Origin of the sequence: Amycolatopsis sp. 505, assembly GCF_031625235.1 — a bacterium.
GTDB lineage: Bacteria > Actinomycetota > Actinomycetes > Mycobacteriales > Pseudonocardiaceae > Amycolatopsis.
Map to the genome: position 1 here is coordinate 539,794 of NZ_JACKQP010000008.1, position 10,730 is coordinate 550,523.

The 10,730-nt window shown below is 66.9% G+C and carries 11 protein-coding genes; 7 read left to right on the top strand and 4 right to left on the bottom strand.

The features are described from left to right. Positions 1-386: 386 nt before the first annotated feature. The 4 genes from H5965_RS30370 to H5965_RS30385 are packed head-to-tail and all read right to left on the bottom strand — an operon-like array spanning position 387 to position 5,000. Complete coding sequence (locus H5965_RS30370; protein WP_310974009.1) at positions 387-1,751, bottom strand: nucleotide disphospho-sugar-binding domain-containing protein; 1,365 nt, start codon at positions 1,749-1,751, stop codon at positions 387-389. Positions 1,752-1,762: 11 nt separating this feature from the next. Further along, positions 1,763-2,605, bottom strand: a complete 843-nt coding sequence (locus tag H5965_RS30375) for an alpha/beta fold hydrolase (protein WP_310974011.1) — start codon at positions 2,603-2,605, stop codon at positions 1,763-1,765. After that, a complete protein-coding gene (locus tag H5965_RS30380; RefSeq protein ID WP_310974013.1) occupies positions 2,602-3,348 on the bottom strand; it encodes a class I SAM-dependent methyltransferase in 747 nt (248 codons plus the stop codon). The genes H5965_RS30375 and H5965_RS30380 overlap by 4 nt, the downstream gene beginning before the upstream one ends. Continuing rightward, positions 3,345-5,000 (bottom strand): MFS transporter, encoded by a 1,656-nt coding sequence (locus H5965_RS30385; RefSeq protein WP_310974015.1) that lies wholly within the window; start codon positions 4,998-5,000, stop codon positions 3,345-3,347. The genes H5965_RS30380 and H5965_RS30385 overlap by 4 nt, the downstream gene beginning before the upstream one ends. A gap of 281 nt (positions 5,001-5,281) precedes the next feature. On the opposite strand from H5965_RS30385, the gene H5965_RS30390 reads away from it, so the two are divergent. From H5965_RS30390 to H5965_RS30420, 7 genes are all read left to right on the top strand, one after another. Continuing rightward, complete coding sequence (locus H5965_RS30390; RefSeq protein WP_310974017.1) at positions 5,282-6,430, top strand: DegT/DnrJ/EryC1/StrS family aminotransferase; 1,149 nt, start codon at positions 5,282-5,284, stop codon at positions 6,428-6,430. 36 nt (positions 6,431-6,466) lie between these two features. Next, positions 6,467-7,576, top strand: a complete 1,110-nt coding sequence (locus H5965_RS30395) for a DegT/DnrJ/EryC1/StrS family aminotransferase (protein ID WP_310974018.1) — start codon at positions 6,467-6,469, stop codon at positions 7,574-7,576. Between the two features lie 27 nt (positions 7,577-7,603). Beyond that, positions 7,604-8,236 (top strand): dTDP-4-dehydrorhamnose 3,5-epimerase family protein, encoded by a 633-nt coding sequence (locus tag H5965_RS30400; RefSeq protein WP_310974020.1) that lies wholly within the window; start codon positions 7,604-7,606, stop codon positions 8,234-8,236. Between the two features lie 373 nt (positions 8,237-8,609). Next, the gene (locus tag H5965_RS30405; protein ID WP_310974022.1) at positions 8,610-9,071 is read left to right on the top strand and encodes a hypothetical protein; all 462 of its coding nucleotides are present in this window, start codon (positions 8,610-8,612) and stop codon (positions 9,069-9,071) included. Positions 9,072-9,177: 106 nt separating this feature from the next. After that, on the top strand, positions 9,178-9,771 hold the full coding sequence (locus H5965_RS30410) for a PadR family transcriptional regulator (protein ID WP_310974024.1): 594 nt from the start codon (positions 9,178-9,180) through the stop codon (positions 9,769-9,771). A gap of 97 nt (positions 9,772-9,868) precedes the next feature. Then, the gene (locus H5965_RS30415; protein WP_310974026.1) at positions 9,869-10,288 is read left to right on the top strand and encodes a DoxX family protein; all 420 of its coding nucleotides are present in this window, start codon (positions 9,869-9,871) and stop codon (positions 10,286-10,288) included. Between the two features lie 89 nt (positions 10,289-10,377). After that, positions 10,378-10,730: PadR family transcriptional regulator (locus H5965_RS30420; protein WP_310974028.1), on the top strand; the 353-nt coding region annotated here is incomplete at its 3' end.

Here is a 10,730-nt window from a genome sequence, read left to right on the forward strand (position 1 = left end):
TCCAGCCGCCATCGAAGGCTGCGTCTTCGATATTGCGACCAGGCCAACACACCCAGCGTGAGTTGTTCGCGGCGATCCGGCGAGACTCGAGGGCTTGTCGGTTCGGGCTCTGGCGCGCAAGTATCAGGTGCATCGCCGAACGGTGCGCGAAGCGTTGACCTCGGCGTTTTCGAAGCCGCGGGGGAAGCAGCCGCCGCGTCGGTCTCGGCTGGATCCAGACCGACTCGACCCCGAGCTTCTCCCCCTCGACAACCCGCTCGCGGTGGCCGTCGACACAGTCGACGACCACCGCGAGCGGAACCTCCCGCCCAGGCGGGGAATCGTCAGACGCTACTTGATTTTGCGGCCGAGCTCCGCGGCGGCGAAAACGCCGAGGCCGTCCACAATCAGCGTTCCTGGGCGAGTTTCTCGAGCCACGGCACGAGTTGTGCGGGAGTCGGTGTCGACGCCCACTCCTCTTCTCGGAGTCGGAGCGCAGCGTCGCGCACTTCGGGGTCCTCGACAACGCGACGCAGCATCGAGCGGATCTCGGAGACTGACTGCTTCTGGTGGTCGAGCCGGGCGCCCGCACCCCGGTCGGCCAGGTAGTTCGATGTGAGGGTCGAGTAGCCTTGTTTGGGCGACGTTCGATCCCACTCGACGCCGTCCGGGGTCGCGCGGCCGAAGAACCTCGTCGGCTCGTCGGTGTCGCACACTATCTGCGGTACGGCATTGGCGAGACCAGCTATGACGGTCCCGAAGCTCCCGTGGTTGACCAGCGCGGAGCAGGTCGGCAGCAGTTGTGACAAGGGGACGTAGTCCATGGCGCGAACGTTGTCCGGCAGCGTCCCGACCTGGTCGGAGAGCTGGTCCTTGTTGAGGGTTGCGATCACCTCGACGTCCAGCCCGTCCACCGCCTCGAGCAGCGCCGGGATCCGGCCCGTGCTGTCGCCCTTGTCGACGGCCCGGGCGGAGACCCCGAGACTGATCGCCATTCGCGGTCGCGTTGGTTCGTCCCGCAACCAGCGCTCGGACACGCTCCCGCCGCTGTAGGGCAGGTACCGGACGGGAACGGTGGGAGTCCGGGTGGGCAGCCGCATGCCCGCGGGGATCGGATCGAGCGTCGCCTGCCCCAGCAACAGCTCGTCGTCGACCGTCACGCCGTGGTGGTCGGCCAGCGGTTGCATCGCCTCCGCCAGCATGCTCGGCAGTCCCCTGCTCACGAACCGCTCGTGAGCCCACGCTGTGTAGTCGGGAGAGATGAGGGTACGGACATGGGCCGCTCCGCTCGCCTTGGCTGCGACCGCGCCGCAGGGGAACCACGGCTCCCACAGCACGAGATCCGGGCGCCAGTTTTTCGCGAAAGCGACGATGTCGTCGATGTCCTCGCGCGGCCGCGGCGGTTGGTAGTTCCGGATGGCGAGGATCGCGTAGTGGTAGAAGACGTCCCACATGTCACGCTCGACGCGCTCGTGCACGGACAACGCCCGCACGTATCGCTCGGTCTCGTCCGGGTTCGGGAGCACGTCGGCGTAGTCCGGGTCGTCGCAATCGTGTACCGCCAGCGGTGTCTGCGGCCCACAGGGTACAGCGACGATGCCGGACTCGGTCACGCGCTGCGCGAAGTCCGTGGATATGATGCCGGAGGGGGAGGGGAACCCGGACGGCGCCACCACCCGCACGTCGTGACCCGCGCTCTGCAACGCCCACGCGTAGGGTACGAGCGGCCAGAAGTGAGCGGGCGCCGGAAAGCACGTGATCATGACACGCATGGCTTCTCCATTCACACAGTTGTGCGGGCAGGGGACTCGTCGAGCAGGAAGTCGCCGACCGGGCCCTTCAGCTTCTCGGCGTCGATGACGTGCGGTCCTTCGGCGACGACGCCGCGCTGTGCCGAGGGGACACAGGCGACGACGGCGTCGGCCGCCTCACCGAAGAAGTTCGGTCGGAGCTCGCTCATCGTCGGGTGGTCCTGCGACGCGCTGCCGTTGAGCACGAGCGTGGGCACGCGGATCCGTGAGAACCGCTCGGCCGGTGGCTGATTGGTGGTCCCCATGCAGGCGGCGTCGTAAGGCAGCGTATGGGCCAGACTGATCAGGTGTGACCACTTCGGATGCTTCCTTGCTCGCCGCACCGACTCCTCCGGCGAGCCCCAAGCGCGCATCGAGAGCTCGAACGCCTCGGACCGCCGGCCCTCGTCGAGCAGGGCGCGTACGCGCTGTATGTACTGACCGTGCAGAACCTCCGCGTCCGCACCCATGTCGTAGGGCAAGTCGTAGACGACCAGCCTGTTCATCGCGACACCAGCCGCCGCTGCCTCCAACGCCAGCGCCCCACCTGAGCACGCCCCGAAGACATGGGGCGACCCGCCGGCTTCGTCGATCACCGCGGCCAAGTCCTCGATCTCGCGGCGAACGGCGTACGGTGCGACGTCCCCGCTGTCGCCCCGGCCGCGCCGCGCGTAGTTGTAGACGGTGAACCGCGACGCGAGTTCGAGACCGAGCGGAGCGTTCTCGGTGCCGTCATCCATCGCCCCACACACGAGTACCACGGCGGGACCACTGCCGAAGCGCTCGTACGCGATCCGCGTCCCGTCCGGGGAGCGCACTGTACCGAAGGTGCTCATGACGGCTCCCCCTCGCCTTGGGTTTCGGTGCTGGAACCCTTGACTGCGACGAAGATGCCCCGCCCGTTGATGCCTTCGGCGGAGTACGTTGCGGGGCAGCCGGCTTCCTCGAAGGCCTGCAGGTACTCATCCTGGGTGAAGAGCATGAGTTCGTGGACCTGGGTGACCTCCCGGATCCCTTCGGCGCGGGCGATGAGGTACCGGGTCTCGAGCCGCGAGTGACGACCTTGACTCGAGGTGTGCGATACCCGAGCGATGGCACTTCCCTCGACATGCGCCGAGTCGGCGGCGAGGTACCCGTCGAGGAAATTCTCGGGGAACCACCAGGGCTCGACGACGAGCACGCCGCCGGGAACCAGGTGTTCGGCCATCGCCTGGATCGCCGCATGGAGTTCCTCGCGGCTCTCGACGTACCCGATGGCATGGAACAGGCAGGTGACGGCGTCGAACCGGCGCGGCAGCCGGAAGTTGCGCATGTCGCCGCGGTGCACCTGGGACGGGAAGCGGTCCCATGCGCGCCGCAACATCGGCTCCGAGAGCTCGACCCCCTCGACGTCGCCCACCAGCTCTGCGAACGTCTCCAGGTGGGCTCCGGTCCCGCAGGCCACGTCGAGCAACGATCCGGCGTGCGGATACCGCTCGCGCACGAGCGCGACGACCGCCTCGGCCTCACGCACCCAGTCCTTGCCACGAGCCTTGTAGACCGTCTCGTAGATGTCGACGAAATCGGCTCCGTACGTCATCGGCTCGTCCGCGAACGCTCGGTGTCTTCGGCGCCGTCGATGCCCTGCTCGTCCACGAGGTCGCGAACAGTGCCGCGGTCGTCGGTCGACGCATCCGTATCCGTGGGCGAGGCGGTGCCGGCATCGTCGGCCCCATCCTTGCCGTCCCCGTGGGCTGGGACGTGGCGCAGCGAGATGCCCGCGACGACTGCGAGAACGAGCGCGACTACACCCCCGAAGGCGGCGGCCACGTTGAGCCCATCGGTGAATGCCTCGGCCGCCTTGCGCGCCAGCTCCTCGCCGGCCGGCCCTGGAGTACCCTGGGCCACCGACATCGCGCCGGCGACGCTCTCCCGTGCGGTCGCGGCGTCGACGCCCGGAACCGGGTCACTGAAGGCGCTGCGGTAAATGGCCGCGGCGATGCTGCCTGTCAAGGCAATGCCGAGGGAGACACCGAAGTCACCGCTGGTCTCCGAGACAGCAGCCGCCGAGCCCGCCTTCTCCGGCGGAGCCGAAGTCATGATGAGCCCGGCTCCCAATGCGCCCGCCGGACCGGACCCCAGCGACGCCACCACGAACCCGGACATGAGCAGGGCCACGCCGCTCTCCGGGCCGACCTGGGTCACCGCGACGAGCCCGAGCACCGAGATGATCATGCCCGCAACGATCACTTTGCCCGGCGGGATGCGGCGCGTGAACGCCGGGGCCAGCATGGACCCGACCATGCCCGCGAACGTGGGGGCGATCAGCCACAAGCCCGTCGAGAGCGGGGAGTAACCGGCCACCGATTGGAGGTACAGCGCGACGAGGAAGGCGTACCCGGACATGATCCCCATCAGCAACATGAGGGTCGCTGCCGAGGCGAAGACCCGGTTGCGGAACAGCGAGACGTCGAGGAGCGGCTCGGCGAGACGACTCTGCCGCCGCACGAATATCACGCCCGCGAGTACCCCGACGACGAGGGCAACGACGGCGATGACCGTGAGGCCGTTCTTGGCGATCTCCTTCACGCCGTAGACGAACGGGAGGATCGCGACGAGCGAGAGTACGACGCTGAGCAGGTCAATGCGGCCGCGGATCTCGCCGCCCCGCGCCTCGGGCAGCAGGAACGGAGCGGCCACCACCAGCAGGACCATCACAGGTACTGGAAGGAGGAGCGTTGAGCCCCACCAGAAGTGCTCGAGCAGGACGCCGCCGACGACCGGGCCGAGCGCGATACCGCCCATGAAGCAGCTCATATAGGCGCCGATGGCCATGGCATGATGCCGCTTGTCGGTGAACAGGCTGTTGAGGAGCGCCAGCGTCGAAGGCATGAGAGTCGCTCCGGCGATGCCGAGTACACCACGCGCCGCGATCAGCACCTCGATGCTCGGCGAGTACGCGGCCACCGCCGACACCACGGCGAACGCGCCCGCCCCGATCAGAAGCAGGCGCCGACGTCCGATGCGATCACCGAGATTCCCCATGGTGATCAGGAGTGCGGCGACCACGAAACCGTAGATGTCCAGAGCCCACAACTGCTCCGTCGAGTTTGCACCGAGATCTACCGACAGAGCCGGCACCGCCACGTACAGAATGCTGAGATCCATGGCCATCATCAGCGTCGGCAGCGCCAGGATGACGAGCCCGAATACCGCTCGTTTCCCGTGCTCGCTTGGGGTTAATTCGGCCACGAGTACTCCTCCGATAGTGTCGGACGTTGGTCGATTCGCATCGCGCCGCGCCGAAAGGCCGTTCCCTCAAATATTTATTAAAAAGAGTAACACGGTCCATCGGACGGCGAAACGGAGAATTCCACGAACCGAACCTGGACCTATCCCACCGGTTTCGTGAGATTCTCATAGTCGGCGAGTGCACGGCAGCCTGGTCACCGGCAACGGTGATCTGCATACTCATTATCACAGACGAAAAGGACCAGCCACCGGCTGGAGACGTCGGAGTACAGGAGGCCTCGGTGATCAGAATCTTCCAGCCGACAGTGGGTGAGGACGAACTTGCCGCGCTCGCAGAGGTCTTCGACTCGGCCTGGTTGGGCAAGGGTCCTCGGGCGGATGCTTTCGAGCAGGCGTTCGCTGGGCACCTCGATGTCGACGCCGAACAGGTGACCTCGATCAGTTCGTGCACGGCAGGCCTGTTCATCGCTGCGAAGCTCGCCGACCTCGGCCCGGACTGTGAGGCAGTGCTGCCGACCGTCAGCTACGTCGCCGCGGGCAATGCGGTGGCCGCGACGGGTGCGCGTCCTGTCTTCTGCGATGTCGACGAGCGGACGCTGAACCCGACCGTGGACGACGTCGAGGCAGCACTGACCCCGCGGACCCGGGCAGTGGTCCTCCTGCATTACGGAGGCTACCCGGGCAATGTCGTCGAGATCGCCCGTCTGTGCCGGGAGCGCGGCATCCTGCTCATCGAGGATTCGGCCTGCTCGGTCGCGTCGCGCGCAGGCGAGCAGGCGTGTGGAACCGTGGGCGATATCGGGCTGTGGAGCTTCGACAGCATGAAGATTCTGGTCACCGGCGACGGTGGCATGCTGTATGCCCGCGACCCCGAGATGGTCGAGCGCGCCAGGAAGCTGGCGTACCTGGGGCTGGAACAGTTCAGCGGGCTGTCGCAAGCACCCCTGGTCGACTCGCGCTGGTGGGAGTTCGAGGTCTCGTCGTTCTCCGGCCGCACGGTCATGAATGACATGCAGGCGGCGATGGGGCTGGTGCAGCTCCCCAAGGTGGAGGCATTCGTCAAGCGCCGCAGGGCGGTCGCCGAATTCTACGACCGCGAACTCGTCGACTTGACCGGTGTTCGCACTCCCCCGCCGCTCCCCGCCGACCACCAGTCGTCCTATTACCTGTATTGGGTCCAGATGGAGACCGAGGTGCGCGACCGGGTGGCGAAAACGCTCCTCGAACGCGGCATCTACACCACCTTCCGCTACCCGGCACTGCACCGTGTCCGGGCTTACGGATCGACGGCGAGCCTGCCCCGCGCCGAGCGCGCTGTCGACCAGACGCTCTGCCTGCCCCTGCACCAGGCGCTGACCGACGCTGACGTGGAACGCATTGCCGCGGAGTTCCGCAATGCGGTGTCGTCGGCCACCGCGAACTCGCGATAAGACGCCCCGCGACCGATAGCAGAAATGGAGTTGACGATGACGGTCCACGTATGGGGCTATCTCGACGAGTACCAGCAGGAGCGCGAGGAGATACTCGAGTGTGTCGACACGGTCTTCAGCTCCGGAAAGCTCATCCTCGGCAAGAGCGTGCACATGTTCGAGCAGGAGTTCGCCGATTACCATAGCGTCGCGCACTGCGTAGGCGTCGACAACGGCACGAACGCCATCAAGCTTGCGCTGGAGGCGTTGGGCATCGGTCCGGGAGACGAAGTCATCACCGTGTCCAATACCGCGGCTCCCACCGTTGTCGCAATCGTGTCGACAGGTGCGACACCGGTCTTCGTCGACGTCCGCGAGGACGACTTCCTGATGGACACGACCCTCATCAGTGCTGCGATCACGGCTCGGACCAAGGCGATCGTCCCGGTCCATCTCTACGGACAGTGCGTCGACATGGCCGCTGTGGGCGCGATCGCCCGTGAGCACGGACTGGCCGTGGTCGAGGACTGCGCCCAGGCCCACGGCGCCCGCCAGCATGGACATCTTGCCGGTACTTGGGGGGATGCCTCCAGCTTCTCGTTCTACCCGACCAAGGTCCTCGGTGCGTACGGCGACGGCGGTGCGGTGCTGACGCCGAACGAGGAGACCGACCGTGCACTGCGCCGCTTGCGCTTCTACGGCATGGAGTCCGACTACCACACCGTCGCGACGCCGGCGCACAACAGCCGGCTCGACGAAGTGCACGCCGAGATCTTGCGGAAGAAGCTCACCCGGCTGGATCGCTACATCGAGCAACGACGCGCGGTCGCAGCGCGCTACGAGCGCGATCTCGGCGATACCGCGCTGACGCTGCCGTCGACCGTGAAGGGAAACGAGCACGTCTACTACGTCTACGTGGTGAGGCACCCGGCACGCGATTCGATCATCGCGGCGATGCAGGAGCATGGTGTTCAGCTGAACGTCAGCTACCGGTGGCCGGTTCACCTGATGACGGGGTTCGCCTATCTCGGGTACCGAGAGGGCTCGCTACCGGTGACGGAGAAACTCGCGGGCGAGATCTTTTCCCTGCCGATGTTTGCTTCGCTGCGGCGCGACGATCAGGACCACACCGTCGAAGCCCTTCGTGACGTGCTGGGAAGAATCTGAGACGGCTCGACGAAAGGGAGTAGACACGTGGAGATCCGAGAACTGGCTGTCGAGGGTGCGCTCGAGTTCACGCCCTCGGCGTACCCCGACGAGCGGGGGCTCTTCGTGGCACCGTTCCAGGGACCCGCACTCGCCCAGGCGCGGGGCCAGGGCACGTTTCCCGTGCGACAGGCCAACCAGAGCCGGTCCCGGCGCGGGGCGCTCCGCGGGGTCCACTACACCCGAACGCCGCCCGGAGTCGCGAAGTATGTGAGCTGCGCCCACGGCAGGGCCCTGGACATCGTCGTCGATCTGCGCGTGGGCTCACCGACCTACGGACGGTGGGAGTGCGTCGAGATGAACCAGGAATCGTTCCGGTCGGTGTACTTCCCTGTGGGGGTCGGGCACGCCTTCATCGCCCTCGAGGACGATACGGTGATGTCCTACATGCTGAATGGCAGCTACGTCGCCGAGAACGAACTCGCAGTCTCGGCGCTGGACCCTCGATTGGCGCTGCCGATCCCGGACGGGCTGGAGATGATCCTCTCGCCCCGGGACCGGGCCGCCATCTCGCTCGAGGAAGCCGCCCGGCAGGGACTGTTGCCCGAGTACGACCGGTGCGTCCAGCTCGACGCCGAGCTGCGGCGACAGGGCGACGGCGAGGCTCTCACATCCCTGTGAGCCTCAGCGGCTCACGGCCCGCCCGCACCTGGGCGAGCACCGACGCGGGCCGGTCCCGCCTGCTGGATATTCTGGAGTTTCGCAGCGCCAACGCCTCGATCACCGGCCGGTGATCGAGGCGTTGGCGCTGAGGCGTGGCGCAACCCTGAACAGGATCTGCCGGCCGACTTCGCCCAGCGCCGCCAGGAGCACCAGCTCGACGATGCGTTGCCCGGACTGGACTGGGTGGAGGTCACCGACCGGGCGTCCGGGCCGATCACCTTGTCCGAGCACGAGGCGGCACCGGAGCCGGTGAGTCCGCGCCGGCTGAAGGCCGAGGTCGGCCGGAGAGGGGGCACCGTCGCGCTGATCGACGTGGTGAAAGAGACGGTGCTTGCGCACCGGTTGCCTGGACCAGGTCAGCGCCGTCGCCGTCGGCGGCGCGCTGCCGGTCGACGCGCTCGGCGAGCGGCTGATGCTGGCGATCTACGCCTACGGCACCGACACAGGCATCCGCGCGGTCGCCGCCGGAGGCGGGCATGCCCACAGCGAGGGAACAGCTGCGCTACGCCCGGCGCCGCTACGTGACCCGCGAGGCCGCCGCTCGGGTCGCCGTCGCGATCGCGAACGCCACCTTCGCGTCGCGGCGGTGGACGCGATGGTCGAGGGTGCGGTCCGGCACGGCAACACCATGAGCGTGGAGAGCAGCTACGTCGGCTCCCACGGCCAGTCCGAGATCGTCTTCGGCATCACCCGGCTGTTGGCCAGATCGCGCAATGTCGCCGCCTCCGGCACGGTCAGCCCGCATCGGTTCGGCGTGCTCATCACGGTCAGTACCGGGATGCTCATATGCTAGAGCCTGCAAGTGAGTGAACCGAGCGCAGGCAGCGCCGGCTGCCGAGGCGATTGAACTTGTCGAGCAGCGCGGAGCGAGTCCGAGCAGATTGAGCGGAGGTGGGCGCATGTCGGCGACGAAGCTCCTGGTACTCGGTATCGTGCAGCTCTCCGGCGGCGCGCACGGCTACCAGGTCCGGTCCGAACTGCAGAGCTGGCATGCGGAAACCTGGGCCAAGATCAAGCCCGGCTCGATCTATCACGCACTGAAGAAAGCGGCGGCCGATGGCCTCCTCACCGAACACGCCGAGCCGGGCAACTCCGGTCCCGAGCGCGTTCTCTACCGCGCAACAGCTCGAGGACGTGACGAGATCGTCGAACTGGTCCGCGACGGCCTGCAGCGCACCCACGACCCGGACATGCTCAACGCGTCCATCGCCATGTTGCCCATGCTGACCAGGTCAGATGCCATCGCGCACGTCAACGAGCGGGTCGCGCGCCTGGAAGCGGAGCTCGTCGTGCAGGCCAAGGGGTGGGAGAGCCCGAACCCCGGCATCCCCGAGCACGTCCGCGAGCAGGCCGAACTGTGGGCGGGACACGCACGCACCGAACTGGAGTGGGCGAAGAGCCTGAGCAAACGACTGTCCGAGGGCGCCTACACCATGGCCGATGACCCGGGCTCGTGGCGAACGGTCCACGATCCCCTCAAGATGCACTTCTAATCAAACTTGACTAGACGCTCCTCCCGTGGCACTCTGACTAAGTACTCAAATTTGACTAGCTCGAGCAATCCGTTCGCAGATAGAAGGAGACAGTGCGATGAGCACCACAGTGCACACCGACGCTCCAGCGATCACCCGCAAGCCAGGTCGCGCAACCAACGTCGGGTTGTGGGTACTGCAGGCAGGGCTGGCCGTCCAGTTCGCCGGGGGCGGCATCATGAAGGTCACCGGCGCACCCGTCATGGTTGAAATGTTCACCGAGATCGGAGCGGGTCAGTGGCTGCGCTACGTGGTCGGCGTCCTGGAGATCGCCGGCGCGGTCGGGCTGCTGATCCCGCTGCTCTCGAGCCTCGCCGCTCTCGGGCTGGCCGCCGTGCTGGTCGGCGCGGCCAGCACCAACGTGTTCCTTCTGGAGGAGAGCCCGTGGCTGCCACTGGCCCTCCTGGTCGGGGCTGCGGTGATCGCCTGGGCTCGCAGATCCAGGACCTCAAACCTGGTCGACATGCTCCGACGGTGACGGACACGCATCGAGAAGTGGCGCGAAGCCAGGAACGAGATGACACTCCGCGTGACGTCCGCCGACGGCACATTCAGCAGAGTGGGCGCGTGTCGGCGACGAAGCTGCTGGTGCTCGGTATCGTGCACATCTCCGGCGGCGCGCACGGCTACCAGGTGCGGTCCGAACTGCAGAGCTGGCGTGCGGAAACCTGGGCCAAGATCAAGCCCGGCTCGATCTATCACGCACTGAAGAAAGCGGCGGCCGATGGCCTCCTCACCGAACACGCCGAGCCGGGCAACTCCGGCCCGGAACGCGTTCTGTACCGCACGACAGCTCGAGGACGTGACGAGATCGTCGAACTGGTCCGCGACGGCCTGCAGCGCACCCACGACCCGGACATGCTCAACGCGTCCATCGCCATGTTGCCCATGCTGACCAGGTCAGATGCCATCGCGCACGT

Bases quoted from the DNA above. Each gene is read 5' to 3' on its own strand.
- H5965_RS30370 (WP_310974009.1), bottom strand. From the start codon at position 1,751: ATGCGTGTCATGATCACGTGCTTTCCGGCGCCCGCTCACTTCTGGCCG.
- H5965_RS30375 (WP_310974011.1), bottom strand. From the start codon at position 2,605: ATGAGCACCTTCGGTACAGTGCGCTCCCCGGACGGGACGCGGATCGCG.
- H5965_RS30380 (WP_310974013.1), bottom strand. From the start codon at position 3,348: ATGACGTACGGAGCCGATTTCGTCGACATCTACGAGACGGTCTACAAG.
- H5965_RS30395 (WP_310974018.1), top strand. From the start codon at position 6,467: ATGACGGTCCACGTATGGGGCTATCTCGACGAGTACCAGCAGGAGCGC.
- H5965_RS30410 (WP_310974024.1), top strand. From the start codon at position 9,178: ATGTCGGCGACGAAGCTCCTGGTACTCGGTATCGTGCAGCTCTCCGGC.
- H5965_RS30415 (WP_310974026.1), top strand. From the start codon at position 9,869: ATGAGCACCACAGTGCACACCGACGCTCCAGCGATCACCCGCAAGCCA.